Origin of the sequence: Erythrobacter dokdonensis DSW-74 (genome assembly GCF_001677335.1) — a bacterium.
Classification (GTDB): Bacteria; Pseudomonadota; Alphaproteobacteria; order Sphingomonadales; family Sphingomonadaceae; genus Erythrobacter; species Erythrobacter dokdonensis.
This window is the reverse complement of sequence record NZ_LZYB01000009.1, coordinates 31,242-51,387: the sequence shown is the minus strand read 5'-3', so window position 1 is coordinate 51,387 and position 20,146 is coordinate 31,242. Positions and strand designations below refer to the sequence as shown.

Genomic DNA, 20,146 nt, shown 5'->3' with positions numbered 1-20,146 from the left:
GCCAATAGGCCATCAGGTGAGGCGACGAAAGTCAACGGGCTCCCAGAGGGAGCCCGCAAGCGCGAACGCGCGTCGCGGCCTTTGCCGCGGAAGCCAAGCGGGCCGGACGGCCCGCGCCCGGCGCCTGAGGGCGCCAGAAAGTTAAGCGCAGAGCTTCTTGCGGCCGCGGGCGCGGCGGGCGCGAAGCACCTTGCGGCCACCGGGGGTCGCCTTGCGCGCGAAGAAACCGTGGCGACGGGCGCGCACGAGATTGCTGGGCTGGAAGGTACGCTTCATATCATCCTCGAAAAGCTGGAGCCGGCAGTCCGGCACGCGGCCACCGTGAAGGCAGCCGGGGTCAGGCAGGCGCGCTTATGGGAAAGCCTTTCACGAGTCAAGCAGCGCCAGCGGGGCAACGCCGGGATCGGCGTCGGGATCGGCATAGGCGAGACAGGGCGGGGCGGCACGCCATGCGTCCGCCAGTGCAATCACAAACGAGGCCTGCACGCGCGCTCCCAGCGCATTTGTGCCAGCCGAGGCTGTCAGCAGCGCCGGTATGGGAAGCGTCGGGAGCGTGCGGCTGCGCCCGAAATCTACGACGCCAGCATCAGGAGCGATCCAGCGCGTCATCTCGCTACCCCTAAGCCACAGCGCCGCAGCGTGGGGCACCGAATTGGTCATGGCGTAGAAGGCGCGCGCCTCGTCCTCGGTCATGCCCATTTCGGCGTAATAATCGAGATAGAGACGGTTTTCCGGCGCATCCGGGGCAAAGTCGGCAGGCTCCCGCCCGGCCTCGTCGCGCCAGGAATGGACTGCGAACAGCGCGCCCGGGTCCATGCTGCGGCGGGTTCCGGCAAGGAACAGCTCCACCGCGCCCGACCGCGCCGAGCCGCCCTGCGGCACATGGGTCGCCAGCCCGGCGGCGCGGATCGCCCGGCCGACCGCGAGGTTGGCAAGGTCATTGCTGGTACCGGGCGCATCGAGAAACTCGATCATTTCCAGATCGGGATAGGCCGCCAGCATCGCGGCAAAGTCGGACGGGCTGCCCGCATCGGTCGAACCGACCAGCGCGGCGCGCTTGCCGTCGAGCACGCGGAACGGGCCGTATTGTGCCAGTCGTTGCCCCCCTCCGACGATGCGCGAAGGACGGGCGATGAAGCGCACCGGCTCCTCGATCACGGTTTCGGTGATCGTCGCACCGCCAGCGCGGGTCACCAAGGTCGTGACGGTCTGGCCTGCGGCAGGAACGATAGCAGCGCGGGTCTCTTCCACCCGCACCCACTCGCCGGTGGCCGGATCCCATTCCTCGACCCAGCTGACGCTCGCCACCACCCGCGCCCCCGACTGCGCCAGAACGGGCGCGGCGGGCAGCAGCAGCGCGAAGGCGGCAAGCAGAAAGGCAAGGGCGCGGTTCATGCCCGCGACAATCGCCCGTGGCGCCTTCCGATTTTGCCAAGATTTATCCTTTAGAAAACCCTTAGCGTCCCTCCCAAGGTGCTCGACAAGTCTCTCTTAAGCCTGCACAATCACGGGTCAGAGGCGGGCTGGGGGGTGCAGATGGTCGCGCTGGTAAGGACGGTTGCCTATCTCGGGCTCGAGGCGCGCGGTGTCGAGGTACAGTGCCAGGTCGCGCCCGGAATGCCGAAATTCACCGTCGTCGGCCTGCCCGACAAGGCGGTAAGCGAAAGCCGCGAGCGGGTGCAGGCAGCGCTGGCCGCGATGGGCCTTGCCTTGCCGCCCAAGCGGATCACGGTGAACCTCTCGCCTGCCGACCTGCCCAAGGACGGGTCGCATTACGACCTGCCGATCGCGCTTGCGCTGCTGGCGGCGATGGGGGTGACCGACGCCGAGCAGCTGGAGGACTGGATTGCGGTGGGCGAGTTGGCGCTCGACGGACGCATTGTCGCCAGCCCCGGCGTGCTGATCGCCGCGCTTCATGCCAGCGAGGCGGGGACGGGCCTGATCTGCCCTGCCGAGCAGGGGCCCGAGGCGCGCTGGGCGAGCGGGGTGCCGGTGCTCGCCCCGCGCGATCTGGTGAGCCTGCTGGGGCACCTCAAGGGCAGCCTCGTTCTGGAGCAGCCGCAGCGCGGTGCGGTGGCCGATGCGGCCGGCGGCAACGACCTTCGCCAGGTCAAGGGGCAGGAGACCGCCAAGCGCGCGCTCGAGATCGCGGCGGCCGGCGGCCACAATCTGCTGATGGTCGGCCCGCCGGGATCGGGCAAGAGCCTGATGGCAAGCTGCCTGCCCGGCATCCTGCCCGACCTGACCCCCGCCGAGGCGCTCGAGGTGTCGATGGTGCAATCGGTCGCGGGGACACTGGAAGCAGGGCGCATCAGCCGCGCCCGCCCGTTCCGCGCGCCGCACCATTCGGCCAGCATGGCCGCGCTCACTGGCGGCGGGCTGAAGGTGCGCCCGGGCGAGGTCAGTCTCGCGCATCTGGGCGTGCTGTTCCTCGACGAACTGCCCGAATTCCAGCGCCCGGTGCTCGATTCGTTGCGCCAGCCGCTGGAGACCGGGCAGGTCGATGTCGCCCGCGCCAATGCCCATGTCACCTTCCCAGCACGGGTGCAGCTGATCGCCGCGATGAACCCCTGCCGCTGCGGATATGCAGGCGATCCGGCGAGGAACTGCAACAAGTATCCGCGCTGCGTGGGCGATTATCAGGCGCGGCTTTCGGGCCCGCTGCTCGACCGGATCGACCTGCATGTGCACGTCGGCGCGGTCAGCGCGATGGACATGGCGCTGCCTCCGCCGGCAGAGGGCAGCGCCGAGGTGGCTGCCCGCGTCGCCGTCGCCCGTTCCTGCCAGACCGCGCGGGGCGTGCGCTCCAACGCCGAGCTTGAGGGCGAGGCGCTTGAAGCCTTCGCCACGCCCGACGAGGCCGGACGCAAGTTGCTGATGCAGGCGGCCGAGAAGTTGCGCCTGTCGGCGCGCGGCTACACCCGGATGCTGCGCGTCGCGCGCACGATCGCCGACCTCGCCCGCGCCGAAACCGTGGGCCGCGCACATATTGCCGAGGCGCTATCCTATCGCCTGATGACGGGTTAAGAGGGCGCGCAAGGCCGCGCACCCCCTCCCACCGAACGCGGCCGAAGCAAGGGCGCGCGTGGCGATTTCCGAGGATCCTTCAGAACTGGTGGCAGGCCGCCCCGGCGCGCGCTGGGACGGGCGGTCGCGCCAGCGCTGGGCCAGCCTTGCGATCGCGCTGGTCATCGAGGCGCTGATCGTGGCGCTGCTGTTCACCTTGGGTGCGCGCATCGCGGGGGTCGAGGAGGGGGCTGAAACCGTCACCGAATTCGCCGCGGTCGATTTCGCACCCGAAGCCGAGCCGGAACCCGAACAGCCTGCCGAAGCTGCGCCTGATAGCGCCACGCCCCCGGTCGAGCCGCAGCCCGAACAGCCAGTCCAGCCCGATTTGCCCGAGCCGGTCCGTCCGCCGCCGCCCCTGGTGTCGAACCCGACCCCTGCTCCGCCTCCGCCTGCGCCGCCACCGGTGGAGCAGCCCGCCCCGCGCCCTTCGCCGACCATCGGCGCGCGCATCAATCCGGGCCGCACCTATGGCCCCGCCGACACCGGCCCGCCGCGCACGAGTATGGACAGCGAGCGGGTCGGGACCGCGCCCAATGGCGAGCCGCTGTATGCCGCGCGCTGGTATCGCGAGCCCACGCGGCAGGAGCTGGCGGGTTATCTCTCCACCGCCGCTGGTCCGGGCTACGCGCTGATCGCCTGCAAGACCGTTGAAGGCTATTACGTCGAGGACTGCGAATTGCTCTCCGAGTTTCCGCCGCGCTCGCAGATCGGCCGTGCGGTGATGGCCGCGGCGTGGCAATTCCGGGTCCGTCCGGCACGGATCGGCGGGCGCGAACAGTTCGGCAGCTGGGTACGGATCAGGATCGACTACCTGCAGAGCCGCAGCCCGCGCTAAGCTTTCAGGTGTTCGCGCACCACGGCGATGAAATCCGGGCCCCAGGTCTCCAGCTTCCTGGCGCCGACACCGGAAATCGTGCCCAGTTCGGCGAGCGTTTCGGGACACTGGTGCGCCATGTCGCGCAGCACCGAGTCATGGAAGATGACATAGGCCGGCACACCCTGTTCGGCAGCGAGTGCCTTTCGTTTGGCGCGCAGCGCCTCGAACAGCGGATTGCCGACCGGGTTCGGCGCGCCGGCTTCATTGCGCCCACGCCTGCTGCGGCGCTCGCGCCTTTGCGGCGGCTCGGTCATCGTCACGCCGACTTCCCCCCTCAACACCGCGCGCGCATCCGGTCCCAGCATCAGCCCGCCATGCTCGGTCGCCGCGAGGACGCCGCGTGCTACCAGCGTCCGGGCGAGCGGGCGCAGCAGGGCGGCTTCCGTCCTCCCGACGATTCCGAACACGGAGAGCGCATCATGCCCGCGACCGGTCACGCGCTCGTCGCTTCGGCCGGTCAGCACCTTCTCGACATGGCCGATCCCGAAGCTCTGTCCCGTGCGATAGACTGCCGAGAGGAGCTTCCTTGCCAGCTCGCTGGCGTCGATCACCTGCGGCGGGGTTTCGCAATTGTCGCAATTGCCGCAGGCCTCGGGCGGCTGTTCGCCGAAATGCCCGAGCAGGATCGCCCGGCGGCAGGTCGGTGCCTCGACCAGCGCGGCGAGCGCATTGAGGCGCGCCTGTTCTGCGGCCAGGCGTTCGGGCTCGACTTCGGAAAGCCACTGCCGCGCGCGCGAAAAATCGCTCACCCCCCACAACAGATGCGCTTCGGCCGGATCGCCGTCGCGTCCCGCGCGCCCGGTTTCCTGGTAATAGGCCTCGATCGATTTGGGCAGGCCGGCGTGGATCACGAAGCGCACGTCGGGCTTGTCGATCCCCATGCCGAAAGCGATGGTGGCGACCATCACCATGTTTTCGGACGCGACGAATTCGGCCTGCACCCGCGCGCGGCGCTCCGGTTCTAGCCCGGCGTGGTAGAACGCTGCCTCGCGCCCCGAGCGGGCGATCTGGGCAGCGAGGTCTTCGGCTTGCTTGCGGCTGGGCGCGTAGACGATGCCCGCGCCCTCGAGCCGCCGGAGCAGGTCGACGATCTGGCGCGCGCCCGAATCCCTCGGCGTGATTGCGTAGCGGATGTTCGGGCGGTCAAACCCGGCGACGATCAGGCCGTCTTGGGGAATGCCGAGCTGCTTGAGGATGTCGGCCCGCGTCGCCTGGTCGGCGGTGGCGGTGAGCGCGAGACGCGGCACCTCCGGGAAGCGATCCAGCACCGGCCGCAGCATCCGGTAATCGGGGCGGAAATCATGCCCCCATTCGGAGACGCAATGCGCCTCGTCGATTGCGAACAGCGCGATCTCGATGCGTTCCAGCAGTTTCTGGAAGCCCGGCGTGGAAGCCCGTTCGGGCGCAACGTATAGGAGATCGAGCTCGCCCTCGCACAAGGCCCGCGCGGTGGCGGCGTTGTCGCTGTCGGCCGAGCTCATCGAGGCGGCGCGGATGCCCGCCGCGCCGGCCGAGCGGATCTGGTCGTGCATCAGCGCGATCAGTGGCGAGATGACGATGGCGGTGCCGGGCCGCGCAAGGGCGGGGATCTGGTAGCACAGGCTCTTGCCTGCCCCCGTCGGCATCAGCGCCAGCGTGTGCGCACCGCGCATCACCCGCGCGATCACCGTTTCCTGCTGGCCGCGAAAACCTGCATAGCCGAAGGTGCGGCGCAGGATTTCGCGACATTCGGAGAGTGCAGCAAGGCTCATGGCCGCGCCCTAGCCGATCGGGTGGGGCATGGGCACCCGCGCGCGGCGGGCTATCGACGGCTTATCCGGCGGCGGCCTGCTTGGTTGCCGCAAGATCGACCACGTCGCCTGTGCCCAGCCCTGCGCCGGGGGTAGCGATCGTCCCGTCGGCACGCTTGCCGAGGTCGGTCGGGCGGGTCAGCCACAGATCCTGCGGGCCAAGGATGCGGCCGTCATGCGCAAGGATCGAGACCGGACCGATCGGCAGGCGGTCACGTTCGTCGACCAGCACGGGATCCTCGATCACCTGCTCGCTGCCGTATTTCTGGCCCCATTGGCGCAGCGCCAGCATGGCGGGGAGCAGGTCGAGGCCCTTTTCGGTCAGGCGGTATTCGATCTTGCGCCGGTCATCGGCGCACGGCTCGCGCTTGAGGATGCCGTGTTCGACCAGCTTGGCGAGGCGGTTGGAGAGAATGTTGCGGGCGATTCCGAGCTCGCTCAGGAATTCCTCAAAATGCTTGAGGCCGTTGAAGCTCGCCCGCAGGATCATGAACGACCAGCGTTCACCCATCACTTCCAGCGCCTGCGGCAATCCGCATTCGATCAGGTCGCGCAGCGGTTCTCTCAAGTCGCCCATACCTACAGTCCCTTCCCCTTTCGGGGTGATGTGTAACCGCTTTTGCGGGCAGTCACAAAAAAATTTCAGTTTTCAGTTGCAACTCGAAACCTAGGGGATTAGGTAGCGAATAGCAACCGGTTTCGATTCGAAATGTTGCATTGCAAAATTCCGGGCAGACGTCCACAGGGCCAGGTGCCCAAGACCGCATAATGAAAGGAAAACCGCGATGACCAACACCCTCTCCGCTCCGCGCACCGGCAAGTTCGCCATTCTGGCTTCGGCCGTGCTGTACACCGCCATGACCTTCGGTGTCGCCACTTCGACCGCTCCTGCCAATGCTGCGGGCAATGCCTATTACTCCGCCCAGCTGGCTGCGCCGGCCGGCGATAGCCGTGTGGTCGCCGGCGGGGTTGCCTGGGCCTGCGAAGGCACGACCTGCGTCGCGGGCAAGACCAGCGCGCGCCCCCTGCGTGTGTGCCGCGGCCTCAACCGCAAGTTCGGCGAAGTGGCCAGCTTCACCGCCAATGGCGAGGAACTGCCGGCCGAGGAACTGGCCAAGTGCAACGGCTGATCACCCGCTGATATCCGATCCCCACCGCGCGGGTGCCTCTCCAGCCTGCGCGGGACTCCACAGCCCCCGGCGCGCGTTCCCCCAAGCGCGACCGGGGGTTTGTTTTTTGTGGCTACAACAGTCCGGCGTCGGCCAGTGCCGCTTCCAGTCCGGCGGCATCTGTGAAAAGGTGGGCGTTCCAGCCGCGCGCGCGGGCCGCTTCGATATTGGCCGGATTGTCGTCGGTGAAGAACAGCGCCGCGCCCTCGCGCCCGCTGCGCGTCTCGACGATCTCGTAGATGCGTGGCTCGGGCTTGGCGACCTTCTCCACGCCCGAGACGATGATCTCCGCGAAACGGTCGAAGATCGGCTGGGTCGGGCGGAAGGCTGCCCAGAACTCGTCTCCGAAATTGGTCAGGCAATAAAGCGGTACCCCGCGCGCGTGCAGGCGCTCGACAATCTCGTGTGTGCCATCCACCGGCCCGGGGACGGTCTCGTTGAAGCGGGTCGCATAGGCGCGGATATGGGCTTCGTATTGCGGGAACAGCGCGATCCGTTCCGGCACCATGTCTGCCAGCGCGCGGCCGCGGTCATGCTCGAAATGCCATTCCTCGGTGACGACATGGCCGAGGAACCATTCAAGCTCCTCGCGGTCGTCGATCAGTTTCTCGAACAGCGCAGCGAGCTGCCACTGGAACAGTACCCGCCCGACATCGAACACCACCGCCTGGCTCACACCGCTTGCTCCTCAAATGATTTCGGCCCGCACTCCGGCAAGGAGGCGGGCCGTCTGTTGCCACCGGCTGCCGCTTGCGGCAGCCGCACCGCGTATCAATCAGCCCTGGCGGGCCTTGAAGCGACGGTTGGTCTTGTTGATGACATAGGTCCGGCCGCGACGACGGATCACGCGGTTGTCGCGGTGGCGGCCCTTCAGCGACTTGAGGCTGTTGACGATCTTCATGGCGCTTGCTTCCAAATGCAAAGCGCGCCGGATCAGCCCCGACGCGCGGAAATTGAAGGGTGCCGTTAGCGGCACAGCCCTCTCGCGTCAATGCGAACCTGCCCTGATCAGGCGCGCAAATCGCTCAATTTTAGCTCCCACGCCAGCGCATGGGCGATGATCGTGTCGAGATCGGCATGGGCAGGCTCCCAGCCGAGCGTCTTGCGCAGACGCCGCGAATCGGAAATCAGCGAATCGGGATCGCCCGCGCGGCGTGCCTCCATCCGGCGGTCGAGCTTGCGGTTGGTGACCCGGTCGACCGCGTCGAGCACTTCGAGCACCGAAAACCCCCGGCCATAGCCGCAGTTCATCGTCAACGAACGCTGGGGCTCGGCAATCAGTGCCTCGAGCGTCAGCACGTGGGCGGCGGCCAGATCGCTCACATGTATGTAGTCGCGCACCCCCGTGCCGTCAGGCGTGGCATAGTCGGTCCCGAACACGCTGACCGATGAGCGCATGCCGAGCGCCGCCTCGATCGCCACCTTGATCAGATGGGTTGCCCCTGCGGTGGATTGTCCGCTGCGTGCGTGCGGATCGGCGCCCGCGACATTGAAATAGCGCAGAACGCCATAGTTGAGCGGGTGCGCGGCCGCGACGTCGGCAAGCATCTGCTCGGTCATCAGCTTCGACCAGCCATAGGGATTGATCGGACGCTGCGGCGTATCTTCGCTCACTGCGCCCACATCGGGAATGCCATAGGTCGCAGCGGTCGATGAAAACAGGAAATGCGGCACACCCGCCGTGACCGCCGCCGCGATCAGGACGCGGCTCTTGGCGGTGTTGTTGTGGTAATACTTGAGCGGATCGGAGACGCTTTCAGGCACGATGATCGATCCCGCGAAATGCATGATCGCGCGCGTGTCCTGTTCGGCGAAAATCCGTGCCAGCAGGTCGGCATCGGCGATGTCGCCTTCGTAAAGCGGCACGCCTTCGGGAACGGCAAAGCGGAAGCCCGTCGACAGGTTGTCGATCACCGCCACCGGCCACCCGGCGTCCTTGAGGGCCAGCACCGCATGGCTGCCGATATAGCCGGCGCCGCCGGTGACCAGAACGGAAGGCTTGTTGTATGGGCTCATGCGCCTGCCCAATATCAGGAAAGCGATGACAAAGCGTCAATATATCGCGCGCATATCGACACGCTGTCCATCTGCGGGAGCAGCGCCTATAACTCGGCCTGAGAAAGGAAACCTTGCCATGCGTCCTGTCCGCCTGCTTGCCCCTGCAACGCTTGTCGCCGCACTCGCCCTGTCGGGCTGTGCGACCAGCCCCTATACCGGGCCGGTCGAAGTCACGCGCTTCGTCGCGCCTGATCCTGCAGGACTGGGGCAGGGCACCATCGCGCTCTCTTTCCCGGACGAACTCGGCAATGCCGCCGCCCGCGCAGCCTTCACCTCTGCGGTGACCAAGGAGCTGACCCGGCTTGGCTACACTGTTGTGCCCGAAGGCGTCCCGGCAAGCCAGACTGCCGCTATCCGCACCAGCCGGAGCGGGATCGCCGCCGCCACCGATAATCGTCGCGGCCCGGTCAACGTCGGGGTTGGCGGGCAGACCGGCAGCTTCGGTTCCGGCCTCGGCATGGGAGTTGGCATCAATTTGGGGGGCGGGCGCGAAAGCCCCAGCGTGATGACCGATCTCGCCGTGCGCATCAGCCGCGATGACGGCACGACCCTGTGGGAAGGGCGCTCGCAGATCGCCACCGGGGTCAAGTCGCCCTATTCGCAGATCACCACCAGCGCGCAGACCCTCGCGGCGGGCTTGTTCAGGGACTTTCCGGGTGGAAATGGCGAGACCGTGACGATCAGCGTCAAGAAGCTTCAAGGAAACTGATGACCTCCCTCTTCATCGATGCCGCCTTCGACAGCGGCAATATCGACGTGCTGTCGATCGACGGGCGCACCGCGCGCCTCGCGATCCGCCGCGACAAGGATTCCGAATTCTTCCAGTGGTTCCACTTCCGCGTCGCTGCCAGCGCAGGCGAGGAAGTGGTGCTCAAGATCACCGGCCTCAACGCCAGCGCCTATCCGGGCGGATGGCCGGACTATGACGCCTGCGTCTCGGAAGACCGCGATTACTGGGCGCGCGCGGCCAGCAGCTTCGACAAGGACGAAGAAGGCGGCACGCTGACGATCCGCTACCTGCCCGCCTCGGACCTGTTCTGGTGCGCCTATTTCGCGCCCTTCTCGATGGAGCGGCACCACGATCTCGTGGCCGATGCGGCAAGTTGCGAGGGGGTGGACTATGTCCGGCTCGGGACCACGCTTGATGGCCAGCCGGTCGACTGCCTCGAAATGGGCGAAGGCACCACGCAGGTCTGGCTCTACGCCCGCCAGCACCCGGGCGAGACCCAGGCCGAATGGTGGATGGAAGGCGCGCTCGAATGCCTGACCGATCCCGCCGATCCGGTCGCGCGGGGTCTGCGCAAGCATTGCCGCATCCACATCGTGCCCAATTGCAATCCCGATGGCTCGCGGCGGGGGCATCTGAGGACCAATGCGGCCGGCACCAATCTCAACCGCGAATGGGCCGTGCCCACGCCCGAGAAATCGCCCGAAGTGCTGGCGATCCGCAACCGCATGGATCAGACCGGCGTCGATTTCGCGATGGATGTCCATGCCGACGAGGCGATTCCGGCGGTGTTCCTCGCCGGGTTCGAGGGCATCCCCTCATGGACCGAGGCGCAAGGCGAGGGATATTACCGCTACCAGCGCATCCTCGACCGGCGCACGCCCGATTTCCAGACGAAGCTCGGCTACCCGAAGGCGGCTGCGGGCAAGGCCAACCTGTCGATGAGCACCAACCAGCTCGCCGAACGCTTCGGCGCGGTCGCGATGACGCTGGAGATGCCATACAAGGACCTCGCCGACTTCCCCGAGCCCGAACAGGGTTTCTCGCCCGAACGCTGCAAACTGCTGGGCCGCGAATGTCTGGCCGCCCTGCTCGAATGGCTGGAGGGCGCGGCGCAATAGGCGCACCCGCTCCCTTTTCCGCCGGTAACGTGCTAGAAGCCGAGCCAATCAGGAAGAGGGGATGCGAATGGCTTGGCAAGGTGATTTTTCGGATCGGCGTGCGGTTCTGGCGAGTCTTGGCGCTGTGTCGCTCGGCATGATCTGGACTTCCTCCGCCGGAGCGCAAAGCCTCGGCGGGCTGCGGCTCGGCGGGCGGGGCAAGGGCGGCGGATTGTCGGCCCTTCTCGGTACGGCGACCGATTCCGCGCTCGACAAGCTGGCCCAGCCGGGGGCGTTTTACGGGGACGAGGAGGTGCGTATCGGCCTGCCGATCCCGGGTCTTTCGGGCGGGCGCGGACGTGGCGGCCTGGGCGGTCTGCTCGGCTCGGTGGTCGGGGCTGGCAGCCAGTTGGGCCTGCTCGACGGGCTGACGCGCGGGATCAACGATGCCGCAGGCGTCGCAGCCGGAGAGGCCAAGCCGATCTTCCGCGAGGCGATTGACGGCCTTTCCTTCAGCGATGCCCCCGACATCATCCGGCAGGATGACGGCGGCACGCAATATCTGCGGCGTTCGGCCGATGACCGGCTCCATTCCCGGCTCGAGCCGCTGATCGACAGCGCTCTGGGCGATGCCGGCATCCACCGCGAGGTCGACAAGCTGGGACAGCAGCACGCCTTCATCCGCGAAGCGGGCCTCAACCGCGAGAGCATCAACCGTTCGGTCACCGATCAGGGGCTGGACGGCATCTTTACCTATATCGGGCGCGAGGAACGGGATTTCCGCAAGAACCCGCTCGGCGGGTTGGGCAATTTGCTGGGCAACTAGCCTTCCAGATTGGACGGCCCGAAGGCATGGGGCAGCAGGGTCGAAAGCGGCACCTGGCGCACTTGTTCCTGACCGACGCACAGCACCAGCGGATCCGTGCCGCCGAGCGCTGCCACTTCGTTGAGAACCTGGCGGCAGCGGCCGCAGGGCGTGATCGGTTCGTCCCCGGCCTTCAGGCCGACCACCGCGACCGCAACCAATCCGCCGCGCCGCCCCGCTTCAAACGCCTTGGCGACCGCCACCGTCTCGGCGCACAGCGCGAGGCCGTAGCTTGCGTTCTCGACATTGCACCCCGTTATCACCGCGCCGTCATCGAACAGCAGCGCGGCGCCGACGGGGTAGTTGGAATAGGGCGCATAGGCCTTTTCCGCCGCGGCGTATGCGGCAGCGACCAGCGCGCTTTCGTGCTCGGCCACGAGGCTCATTTCTGCACCACCACCCATTCGATCGGCTCCTCGCTCGCGTCGGTCACCCGCGCGCTGTTGGCACTCCATAGCAACCATGGGCGCCCGGCATAATCGGGTTGTGCGCGATCACGTACAAGCCAGAGATCGCGGGTGATCATGGTCGCAATGCCATGCCGCTCCTCGAATTTCCGTCCCAGCTTGAGAATCGCAGGCTTTCCGCTGTGCATCTCGACCTGGTTGATCAGCGTCATCAACTCGCTTTCGACCGCTGCCTTGCTCACCTTCGGTCGGCAGTCATCCGCCAGTCGCACCAGCGCAATGGCCGGAGGAAGCAGCGCGGCATCGCGGGGAACCAGCCGGTTGAAGTCGTCTGATTGCAGGTCGGCGCGCTGGCAGGGATCGAAGGGATGCACGACCCCCACCTTGAGCCCTGCCGCGCGTGCCGCCTCGAGACGTTCGGCAAAGGCCGGATCGGGTGCACCGCCGGGTTCGGGCATGACGAGATAGACAAACGTGCCGCCTAGCGCGCGGATCGTCTCGAACCGCACCGGCGCTGTTCCGCTGCCTATCACTGCCCCTTGTTCGGGGTAGCGCGTCTCGTCCGGGTGCCATTCGCGCATATCCCACCAGAGCCACGCGGCAAAGGCGAGGGCTACCAGCGCCGCCAGCGCAAGCAGACGGAGCAACCAGCGGCGGGAGGCTTTGCGCCCCGCAGTTCGGCGACCCTTTGGCATGTGCCCTTCAACCCTTGATGTGCAGCACGCAGATCAGCGTGAACAGCCGCCGCGCGGTAGCGAAATCGGTCTCGACCTTGCCTTCGAGCCGTTCGAGCAGCAACTCGGCAGCGTTGTTGTGGATGCCGCGGCGGGCCATGTCGATCGTCTCGATCTCGGCCGGGGTCGCCTTGCGGATCGCCTGGTAATAGCTGTCGCAGATGGCGAAATATTCGCGGATCGGCCGACGGAAGCGGGCCATGCCGATCAGCAGGGTTTCGAGCAGCTGCCCGGCCTCGTCGCTGATGTCCATCGCCAGCCGCCCGTCATTGACCGACAGGTGAAGATGGTAGGGGCCTTTGGCTCCGCGCTCGGCGGCGCGCAGCGGCTTGAAGGTGTTTTCCTCGATCAGGTCATAGATCGCGACCCGGCGTTCCTGCTCGACATCGGCGTTGCGCCACAGGATCGTCGCCTCGTCCAGAGTGATCTGGGCGATGCGATAGGATCCCGAACCTCCGGGGGCGGGCGATGCGGGCAGGGAATCAGGTGGCAGGTCGGCCATGATCCTGCCTTCGCAGATGCAGGGGCCGCACTTCAAGCACTTCGACAAAATCTCCCCGCTATCCACAGCGCATGAAAAAAATATTGGCGCGTTTCGCCCTTGCGCCGGTCCAGCCGGGACGGGCATCAGAGCCTGATGGCCGAACCTGAAAAAGTTACCCCGATTAGCGCCGCCACTCCAGCGGCCGACCCTTTCTCGCACAAGCTCCCCGCGAATCTCGAAGCCGAAGCCGCGTTTCTGGGCGCGGTGCTGATCGATAACCGCGTGATCGAGGAACTTCAGGTGCCGGTGAGGCCCGAGCATTTCTTCGAGCCGCTCCACCAGCGCATCTACGAACGCGTGCTGGCGCTCATCAACCGCAACGCCACCGCCTCTCCAGTCACGCTGCGGCCCTATTTCGAGGCGGACGAGGCGCTCAAGGAGCTGGGCGGCACTTCCTATCTCGCGCAGCTCACGGCCAACGGCGCCGGCCTGCTCGCGCCGCGCGAATTGGCCCAGCAGATCTATGATCTCGCGCTGCTGCGCGAACTGGTGAGCGTCGGGCGCGATTTGGTTGAAGGCGCGCTCGACACCTCTGAAGATACCTCGCCGATGGAGCGTATCGCGCTGGCCGAGGCGGACCTGTTCCGGGTGGCCGAGGGCGCTGCAACAGGCCGCGAGGCAGCGACCTTCCGCGAAGCTGCTGTGCAGGCCATCCGCATGGCCGAGGCGGCCATGAATTCGGGCGGCGGATTGTCGGGCAAGACCACGGGTCTTGAAACCATCGACCGCAAGACTTCGGGCCTGCACAAGTCCGACCTTGTCATCCTCGCCGGACGTCCCGGCATGGGCAAGACTTCGCTTGCCACCAATATCGCGTTCAATTGCGCCGAAAAGCACCTCGAATGGCAGAGCGAGGGCGGCGACTTCAACTATGGCGCGCCGGTTGCCTTCTTCAGCCTCGAAATGAGCGCCGACCAGCTTGCCACCCGCATCCTGGCCGAACAGGCCGAGATCTCATCGGAAGCCCTGCGCAGCGGCAAGCTCAGCCGGGAGGATTTCCAGAAGCTCAGCTTCGCCAGCCAGCGGCTTGCCGAACTGCCGCTCTATATCGACGATACCCCCGCGCTTACCATTGCCGCGCTGCGCACCCGCGCGCGGCGGATGAAGCGGCGGCACGATATCGGCCTTATCATCGTCGACTACCTGCAGCTGCTGCAGGGTTCCGGCCGTGCCAACGACAACCGCGTGAACGAAATCTCGGAGATCAGCCGTGGCCTCAAGACGCTGGCCAAGGAACTTCAGGTTCCGGTGATCGCGTTGTCACAGCTTTCCCGTGCGGTCGAGCAACGCGAGGACAAGCGCCCGCAGCTCTCCGACCTTCGCGAGTCCGGCTCGATCGAGCAGGACGCGGACATGGTGTGGTTCATCTACCGCTCGGATTATTATCATCTGCTGGTCAAGCCCGACACGCCCGACGCCAGCAGTCCGCCCGATGTGCAGGAAAAATACCGCGCATGGGAGGAGAAGTTCGAGGCGCTCGTCGGCAAGGCAACCCTCATCGTCGCCAAGCAGCGCCATGGCTCGACCGGCAATGTGCCGCTCCATTTCCAGAGCGACATCACCAAGTTCACCTCGCCCAATTTCAAGGACTATTCGGACTACGGATTCGAATAGTCCCGGCGCGGTCTCAGCCGGTGTGCGTAGCGGCGAGGTCGGCGCAGAAACGCTCGGTCCAGGTCTGGACACTGTCCTCGCGGATGGTTCCGATCATCGCCTCGTAGCGCGCCTTGCGTTCCGCCAGCGGCATGTCGAGCGCCACCCGGATCGCGTGGGAGATGTCGTCCGGGCTATAGGGATTGACCAGCACCGCGCCCGCATCGTCGGCCGCCAGCTGCTGCGCCGCCCCGGCAAAGCGCGACAGGATCAGCACGCCGGGATCTTCCGGGTCCTGTGCGGCGACATATTCCTTCGCGACCAGGTTCATCCCGTCGCGCAAGGGGGTCACCAGCCCGATCTTGGACGCGCGAAAGAAGCCGTAGAGTTCGGCGTGCGAATAGCCGCGATTGACGTAGCGGATCGGTACCAGGTCGACTTCGCTCCTCGCGCCGTTGATCTGTCCGGCCTTCTGTTCGAGCAGCATGCGGATCTGCTGGTAGCTTTCCACGTCTTCGCGGCTGGGGGGCGCGATCTGGATGAATACGAGGTCGCGCACGCGCTCGGGATGCTGGTCGAAGAAGCGGCCGATTCCGTCGATGCGTTCGGGCAGGCCCTTGGAATAGTCGAGCCGGTCGACCCCTATCATCGCGGTGCGATCGCGGGTCGAGACGATCAGGCGCTGTTCGGCGGCTCGTGCTTCTTCGCTGGCGCCCTGGGCCTGGAAATGCTCCCAGTCGATCCCGATCGGGTACGCCCGCGCAATGGTGGTGCGTCCTTCGAAACGGATAACGCCGCTCGCCTCGTCGACCTCGGCACCCAGTTCCTTGCGGCAGTAATGCAGGAAGCTCTCGCGCCATTCGTCAGTCTGGAAGCCGATCAGGTCATAGTCGAGCATCGTGCGCACCAGCCGTTCGTGGAACGGCAGCGAGACAAACAGGCGCGCGGGCGGCCACGGAATGTGCAGGAAGAACCCGATACGGTTACCTATGCCGCGCGCGCGCAGCCGCGCTCCCAGCGGGAGCAGGTGATAGTCGTGGACCCAGATCAGGTCATCGGGCTCGATCAGCGGAGTGACGCATTCGGCGAAGCGTTCGTTGACCCTTTCGTAGCCCTTGCCGGTCTCGCGTTCATACTGGGTCAGGTCGAGCCGGTAGTGGAACAGCGGCCATAGGGTCGAATTGGCATAGCCGTTGTAATATTCGTCGATATCGCGGTGCGACAGGTCGATGGTCGCGGTGGTGACGCCGTCGTTACGCTGGAGGTGGATATTGCCGGCCGCGTCGTCGCTTTCCTGTCCCGACCAGCCGAACCAGATCCCGCCATGCTGCTTGAGCGCGGCATTGAGCGCCCCTGCCAGCCCGCCCTGCGCGCCCGCCACGCCGCGCGCCTTGGGCACGGCCACGCGGTTGGAGATGACGACCAGCCGTTCTATCGGACCTCACTCCATGGTTTGGACAACAGTCCGGCGCAGTTGATCACGCCGACCAGCGAATAGGTCTGCGGGAAATTGCCCCACAGTTCCCCACTATTGTAGTCGAGGTCCTCGCTCAGCAAGCCCGAACGTGTGGTGTGGCTGAGCATGGTGCAGAACAGGCGCCGCGCTTCCTCGCTACGTCCGGCAAGGTGCAGCGCCTCGATCAGCCAGAAGGTACACACGTTGAAGGCGGTTTCGGGGGCGCCGAAATCGTCCTCTGCGGCATAGCGCAGCATGAAATCCCCCCGCCTGAGCTGCTGCTCGACCGCGGCGAAGGTGGACAGGAAGCGCGGGTTGTCTGGCGAGATGAAGCGTAGTTCGACCATCTGCAACAGGCTCGCGTCGAGATAGTCGCTTTCAAAGCTGGCGCCGTAATGGCCACCATCCCCGTTTTCCACCCACGCTTCCGCCTCGATTGTCGCCCGGATGGCATCGGCGCGGTTCCGCCACAGCGCCGCGCGGTCGGCCTTGCCGAGCCAGTCGGCGGCCATCGCCAGCCGGTCGCAGGCAGCCCAGCTCATCACCGCCGAATAGGTATGGACCTCCTGCCGGGTGCGGAACTCCCACAGGCCGGCATCGGGCTGGTCGTGCATGGCCCAGGCCATCTCGCCTACCTGTTCGAGGCTCTCGAAATCGCGTTCGTCAGCGATCCGCAGCAGGCGGCGGTCGATGAAGCCCTGCACCGTGGGCAGCACGATCTGGCCGTAGCAATCGTGCTGGATCTGCTTGTAGGCGGCATTGCCGCGCCTGACCGGCCCCATCCCGCGATAGCCGGCGAGCCACGCTGCGGTGGTCTCGTCCAGCTCGCCCTCGCCCATTACCGAATAGAGCGGCTGGATCTGCCCGCCCTTGGCATTGTCGACGATGTTGCGCAGATAGGCGAGATACTTCTCGAGCACATCGAGCGCGCCCAACCGGTTCAGCGCCTGCACGGTGTAATAGGAATCGCGGATCCAGCAGTAGCGGTAGTCCCAGTTCCGCTCGGAATGGGGGGCTTCGGGGATCGAGGTGGTGAGCGCGGCGACGATCGCGCCGGTTTCTTCATGCTGGCACAGCTTCAGCGTGATCGCGCAGCGGATCACCTCCTCCTGCCATTCGAACGGGGTGGCAAGGCTCCTTACCCAGTGCTGCCAGTACTTGCGCGTTGCCTGTTCCATCCGGCGGATTTCCTCGCGCAAGGGGCCGGCGAAGGGTTCGTCCGGACCGAGGAAGAAATGCAGATCGTCCTCGACCCGGAAGCTGCGCTGTTCGAGAATGTAACCCACCGGCGCATCGGTGCTGAGCCGCAGGGTGTGCGGGCCGACAAGGTAGCGGATGTGATTGGTGCCGTGGGTCGTCTCGGGGACATGCGCGCCGTAACCGTGTAGCGGACGCAGCACTACGCGGATACGCGGACTGCCTGCAATTGGCCGCACGATCCGGCTGATCGCGACGGGGCGATACATCCGCCCCTTGTGTTCGTAGCGCGGGCAGAAATCGAGCACCTCCACCGCGGAGCCATCCTCGGCCTCGAGCCGGGTGACGAGGATCGGCGTGTTGCGGATATATTCCTGTGTGGCGCTGACCTGCCCGGCCAGTTCGAAGCGCCAGATTCCGGCCTCGCGGCTGTCGCCGTTGAGAAGTGCACAGAACACCGGATCGCCATCGACCCGCGGCACACAGGACCATGCGACCGCGCCCTCGCGGTCGATCAGGGCGCTGACCTGGCAATTGCCGATCGGCCAGAGTTCGAGGTCTGCGGTCATAGCTCCAGCCACGCGTGCACGTCCTTTACGCTTGCAAGGGAATAGCGGGCGGCGGCCGATGCGCGCTCGCCCACGGCGATTCCGAACCCGCCCAAGCGGTTACAGGCGGCAAAGCCGTCCTCGTCGGTCACGTCGTCGCCGATAAAGACTGGCCGCGCGCCGGCGAAGGGTGGCTGGCGACTTAGCAAATCGACCGCGCCGCCCTTGTCCGCGCCGGGTCTGACAAGCTCGATCACGCATTTTCCGCTTTTGGTTACAAGCCCATGTTCGGCAGCAAGGCCATTGGCGAAGCGATGGGCGTCACCTTCCAGTTCCGGCTGGGCACGGTAATGCAGCGCACCGCCATGGGCCTTGCGTTCATAAAGCAGGCCGCGTTCGGCGGCAAAGCCGCCAAGTGCCTCTGCCACCGGAGCGGGCAGCGGCTTTGCTTCGAGCAAGGTGTTGCCGCAAGGGGTCAGAACGTGACCACCATGCGATCCTGCAATGTGCAGCGGTAGTGGCCCGAGAAATGCTGAGAGATTGTCGACGCTGCGCCCGCTCACCAGCGCCAGTGCGCCGCCCAGCCGTCTCGCGAGACGCTCGAGCCCGGCGCCGAGCCCGTCCGGCAAGGCAATCGCATCCGGCCCTGCGGCAATCTCCACCAGCGTTCCGTCGAAATCGAGGAACAGCGCGGTCGGGCCGTCAGCAAGCAGGTCAGCTAGCGAGGGCGGAGGAGGAAGGCCGGGACGCATTGCCATCCACCGAGACATAAAGCCTGATTGGCCTGCGTCAAACCGGCACTTCGCAGGTGCAGCACATTGGCAATCCGGCGCAATGGCCTTGAGGTCAGGCTCGCGGGAGGGAAATATCCGAAGCGCTGCACGACGCCAGATCGATGCTGGCCCGCGCTTCGCGCACGACATTGAGACCCCGCTGGCCCCGAGCCCGGAAGATCATCGCCACGCTCGCCGTCGAACCGTCGACCGCGGTAATATCTGTGACGATGTGCTCGAATTCGCCTGAGCCTACCACTTCGGTTGTCGCATTGACGAGTTCGCTGAAGCTGCCGTCCAGACTGGAGCGGCACCGGGTCAATGCATTCACCAGACGCGAGCCGCCCGGTGCCGAAGCGCTGACGCGCTGCACGTCCGCAAGCGCAATCCGCAAGCTTCCGGAAGCCGGCAAGGGTCCGGCGGTTTGGCCTGCCGGAGCATTCGACAGGCTGAGACTTGCCATGCACAGCGCGCATGCTGCGCGGAGCGACCTTGTGACAGCGCGCCGGGTGCGAGTCCGGCGCCGCATGGCATTAAGCGATCGGTCGGCGTTCCTGCGGTGGACCGTGAAGGCCCTGCGGGAGCGCTGTCCGACTGTTCCTCCGCCGGACGACAGGATCTGCCACTCGTCCGTGGGAATGGAAGGGTCTATACCACCCATCCCGCCAAAATAGGCGAGCATGACTAATTTCGGGTTAACGACGACTCACGGCCTTGCTTCCGGTAGCGCAATATGCGCCGCAATCAGGTCGCGAAGAGTTGCCCCATGTCGGCAAAGGCCTTGAACTCCAGCGCATTGCCCGCAGGATCGCGCAGGAACATCGTCGCCTGTTCGCCCGGCTGCCCCTTGAACCGGATAGTCGGTTCGATCACGAATTGAGTGCCCGCCGCACGCAGGCGTTCGGACAGTGCTTCCCATTCGTCCATCGACAGCACCAGTCCGAAGTGCGGCACCGGCACACCGTGCCCGTCGACATGGTTGCTCACCCTGTCCCCCGACTGCCCCGGCGCGAGGTGGGCGACGATCTGGTGGCCGTGAAAGTCGAAATCGATCCACTCGTCGGACGATCGCCCTTCGGCACAGCCCATCGCCTCGCCGTAGAAGCGGCGGGCCGCTGCAAGATCGTCGACCGGGAAGGCGAGGTGGAAGGGGGGCAGACTCATGCGCGGCTCCTGTTTCGTCCGCGATAGCCCGTTCACGCTCGACAGGGAAAGCCTGAATATCTAGGGCCGCAGCTA

General features: G+C 66.1%; 22 protein-coding genes. 7 read left to right on the top strand and 15 right to left on the bottom strand.

What is annotated here, in order from left to right; genetic code table 11:
- Window positions 1–141: 141 nt before the first annotated feature.
- Both rpmH and I603_RS14615 read right to left on the bottom strand, forming a co-directional pair.
- A complete protein-coding gene (gene rpmH / locus I603_RS13705) occupies window positions 142–276 on the bottom strand; it encodes a 50S ribosomal protein L34 (protein ID WP_057884309.1) in 135 nt (44 codons plus the stop codon).
- A 90-nt stretch (window positions 277–366) separates the two neighbouring features.
- The gene (locus I603_RS14615; protein ID WP_068865799.1) at window positions 367–1,395 is read right to left on the bottom strand and encodes a hypothetical protein; all 1,029 of its coding nucleotides are present in this window, start codon (window positions 1,393–1,395) and stop codon (window positions 367–369) included.
- A gap of 141 nt (window positions 1,396–1,536) precedes the next feature.
- Here I603_RS14615 and I603_RS13695 point away from each other — a divergent pair, with 141 nt between their 5' ends.
- Entirely contained in the window at window positions 1,537–3,027 is a 1,491-nt protein-coding gene (locus I603_RS13695; protein WP_068865798.1) for a YifB family Mg chelatase-like AAA ATPase, read from the top strand.
- Between the two features lie 58 nt (window positions 3,028–3,085).
- Complete coding sequence (locus tag I603_RS14900) at window positions 3,086–3,904, top strand: hypothetical protein (RefSeq protein WP_086621780.1); 819 nt, start codon at window positions 3,086–3,088, stop codon at window positions 3,902–3,904.
- Here the strand turns inward: I603_RS14900 and recQ are convergent.
- Both recQ and I603_RS13680 read right to left on the bottom strand, forming a co-directional pair.
- Window positions 3,901–5,697 (bottom strand): DNA helicase RecQ, encoded by a 1,797-nt coding sequence (gene recQ / locus I603_RS13685; protein ID WP_068865797.1) that lies wholly within the window; start codon window positions 5,695–5,697, stop codon window positions 3,901–3,903. The genes I603_RS14900 and recQ overlap by 4 nt on opposite strands.
- A gap of 61 nt (window positions 5,698–5,758) precedes the next feature.
- Window positions 5,759–6,313, bottom strand: coding sequence for a winged helix-turn-helix transcriptional regulator (locus I603_RS13680; protein ID WP_068865796.1), 555 nt, complete (start codon window positions 6,311–6,313; stop codon window positions 5,759–5,761).
- 208 nt (window positions 6,314–6,521) lie between these two features.
- On the opposite strand from I603_RS13680, the gene I603_RS13675 reads away from it, so the two are divergent.
- A complete protein-coding gene (locus I603_RS13675; RefSeq protein ID WP_084440129.1) occupies window positions 6,522–6,866 on the top strand; it encodes a CC_3452 family protein in 345 nt (114 codons plus the stop codon).
- 112 nt (window positions 6,867–6,978) lie between these two features.
- On the opposite strand, the gene I603_RS13670 is transcribed toward I603_RS13675, so the two are convergent.
- From I603_RS13670 to galE, 3 genes are all read right to left on the bottom strand, one after another.
- Complete coding sequence (locus tag I603_RS13670; protein WP_068865795.1) at window positions 6,979–7,581, bottom strand: HAD-IA family hydrolase; 603 nt, start codon at window positions 7,579–7,581, stop codon at window positions 6,979–6,981.
- A gap of 99 nt (window positions 7,582–7,680) precedes the next feature.
- Window positions 7,681–7,806 carry a type B 50S ribosomal protein L36 gene (gene ykgO, locus I603_RS13665; RefSeq protein WP_029724010.1) on the bottom strand — a complete coding sequence of 42 codons (126 nt, stop codon included), beginning with the start codon at window positions 7,804–7,806 and terminating at the stop codon, window positions 7,681–7,683.
- Window positions 7,807–7,913: 107 nt separating this feature from the next.
- Window positions 7,914–8,921, bottom strand: coding sequence for a UDP-glucose 4-epimerase GalE (galE, locus tag I603_RS13660; RefSeq protein WP_068865794.1), 1,008 nt, complete (start codon window positions 8,919–8,921; stop codon window positions 7,914–7,916).
- Between the two features lie 118 nt (window positions 8,922–9,039).
- Here galE and I603_RS13655 point away from each other — a divergent pair, with 118 nt between their 5' ends.
- The 3 genes from I603_RS13655 (at window position 9,040) to I603_RS13645 (ending at window position 11,616) form a co-directional block, all read left to right on the top strand.
- Window positions 9,040–9,672: a YajG family lipoprotein gene (locus tag I603_RS13655; protein WP_068865793.1), complete on the top strand. Its 633-nt coding sequence runs from the start codon at window positions 9,040–9,042 to the stop codon at window positions 9,670–9,672.
- Window positions 9,672–10,811: a M14 family metallopeptidase gene (locus I603_RS13650; protein ID WP_068865792.1), complete on the top strand. Its 1,140-nt coding sequence runs from the start codon at window positions 9,672–9,674 to the stop codon at window positions 10,809–10,811. Before I603_RS13655 ends, I603_RS13650 begins: the two co-directional genes overlap by 1 nt.
- A gap of 67 nt (window positions 10,812–10,878) precedes the next feature.
- Complete coding sequence (locus I603_RS13645; RefSeq protein ID WP_068865791.1) at window positions 10,879–11,616, top strand: DUF4197 domain-containing protein; 738 nt, start codon at window positions 10,879–10,881, stop codon at window positions 11,614–11,616.
- Here I603_RS13645 and I603_RS13640 read toward each other — a convergent pair.
- The 3 genes from I603_RS13640 to I603_RS13630 are packed head-to-tail and all read right to left on the bottom strand — an operon-like array spanning window position 11,613 to window position 13,298.
- Window positions 11,613–12,059, bottom strand: a complete 447-nt coding sequence (locus tag I603_RS13640) for a cytidine deaminase (RefSeq protein ID WP_232305407.1) — start codon at window positions 12,057–12,059, stop codon at window positions 11,613–11,615. The two genes, I603_RS13645 and I603_RS13640, sit on opposite strands and share 4 nt — an antisense overlap.
- Window positions 12,038–12,709: a glycoside hydrolase family 25 protein gene (locus I603_RS13635; RefSeq protein ID WP_232305406.1), complete on the bottom strand. Its 672-nt coding sequence runs from the start codon at window positions 12,707–12,709 to the stop codon at window positions 12,038–12,040. Before I603_RS13635 ends, I603_RS13640 begins: the two co-directional genes overlap by 22 nt.
- A 55-nt stretch (window positions 12,710–12,764) precedes the next feature.
- Window positions 12,765–13,298: a UPF0262 family protein gene (locus I603_RS13630; protein ID WP_232305405.1), complete on the bottom strand. Its 534-nt coding sequence runs from the start codon at window positions 13,296–13,298 to the stop codon at window positions 12,765–12,767.
- Window positions 13,299–13,433: 135 nt separating this feature from the next.
- On the opposite strand from I603_RS13630, the gene I603_RS13625 reads away from it, so the two are divergent.
- Window positions 13,434–14,954 carry a replicative DNA helicase gene (locus tag I603_RS13625; protein ID WP_068865788.1) on the top strand — a complete coding sequence of 507 codons (1,521 nt, stop codon included), beginning with the start codon at window positions 13,434–13,436 and terminating at the stop codon, window positions 14,952–14,954.
- Between the two features lie 13 nt (window positions 14,955–14,967).
- Here I603_RS13625 and I603_RS13620 read toward each other — a convergent pair whose 3' ends face one another.
- The 5 genes from I603_RS13620 to I603_RS13600 all read right to left on the bottom strand — a co-directional run bounded on the left by I603_RS13620 (window position 14,968) and on the right by I603_RS13600 (window position 20,071).
- A complete protein-coding gene (locus I603_RS13620; protein ID WP_068865787.1) occupies window positions 14,968–16,368 on the bottom strand; it encodes an alpha,alpha-trehalose-phosphate synthase (UDP-forming) in 1,401 nt (466 codons plus the stop codon).
- Complete coding sequence (locus I603_RS13615) at window positions 16,365–18,155, bottom strand: glycoside hydrolase family 15 protein (RefSeq protein ID WP_068865786.1); 1,791 nt, start codon at window positions 18,153–18,155, stop codon at window positions 16,365–16,367. The genes I603_RS13620 and I603_RS13615 overlap by 4 nt, the downstream gene beginning before the upstream one ends.
- Window positions 18,152–18,892, bottom strand: a complete 741-nt coding sequence (gene otsB / locus I603_RS13610) for a trehalose-phosphatase (RefSeq protein WP_084440128.1) — start codon at window positions 18,890–18,892, stop codon at window positions 18,152–18,154. Before otsB ends, I603_RS13615 begins: the two co-directional genes overlap by 4 nt.
- A gap of 88 nt (window positions 18,893–18,980) precedes the next feature.
- A complete protein-coding gene (locus I603_RS13605; RefSeq protein ID WP_068865785.1) occupies window positions 18,981–19,370 on the bottom strand; it encodes a hypothetical protein in 390 nt (129 codons plus the stop codon).
- Between the two features lie 281 nt (window positions 19,371–19,651).
- Window positions 19,652–20,071: a VOC family protein gene (locus tag I603_RS13600; RefSeq protein WP_068865784.1), complete on the bottom strand. Its 420-nt coding sequence runs from the start codon at window positions 20,069–20,071 to the stop codon at window positions 19,652–19,654.
- Between the last annotated feature and the right edge of the window lie 75 nt (window positions 20,072–20,146).